Source organism: Ruegeria sp. AI3 (assembly GCF_056541245.1).
The window spans coordinates 1-718 of the sequence record NZ_JBQFYA010000073.1; the positions used below are offsets into that span (position 1 = coordinate 1).

At 53.9% G+C, this 718-nt stretch carries 1 protein-coding gene; it reads left to right on the plus strand.

Annotation, left to right across the window (positions count from 1 at the left end; genetic code table 11):
* Positions 1–718: hypothetical protein (locus ACRZ95_RS23100; RefSeq protein ID WP_480555731.1), on the plus strand; the 718-nt coding region annotated here is incomplete at both ends.

Below are 718 nucleotides of genomic sequence, written 5' to 3' on the forward strand. Positions count from 1 at the left end.
GAACGTGGCGACGTCAGCATGCCGCCACACCACTATGGCTTTCATACTGAAGACATGGATTTCGCGCTCGATCCGGACGTCTCTGACGAAATGCTGCAGGTTTTGCGCAAAAGCCTCAGGGAAAGCAGATCCGTGATGGATGTGCCCCCCGCTGAAACGGCACCCTTGCCCGTCATCCTGTATTCGCACGGTAGCGGCGGTGCAGTGGAAGCAAACGATGCCTATTTCGAGTATCTGGTGAGCCGTGGCTATATCGTGGTATCGATTGGGCACACCTATGATGCGAGCCTAGTGACGCTCAACGATGGAGCCATTGCGTACCAGAGCGCTGAGCTGCTGGACTACGCGGATCTGGCACTTCCGGCCGACGATCAGAATCCCGACCTTGTTTTTACGGACGAAAAGGCTGTTGTCCTGTCGAGAATCCCGATTGGAACGACGCCGCCCCAGAACCTTCTGTCCTCCTATCACTACTTCCTTACAGAGGTTCTGTTCGGATCACGCAACACTATGGAACTCAGGGTTCAAGATATGCAATTCGTGTTGTCCCAGATTGAAGCACTGAACAGTGGCCGGATTCCAAGTGATCTGACTGGATTGTTTGATCTCACGCGCGTTGGGGCCGTCGGTTACTCCTTTGGGGGTGCATCGGCACGTCATTTCTGCGATCGAGAGGTACGTTGCAAAGTATCAATCAACATCGACGGCACTGATCATT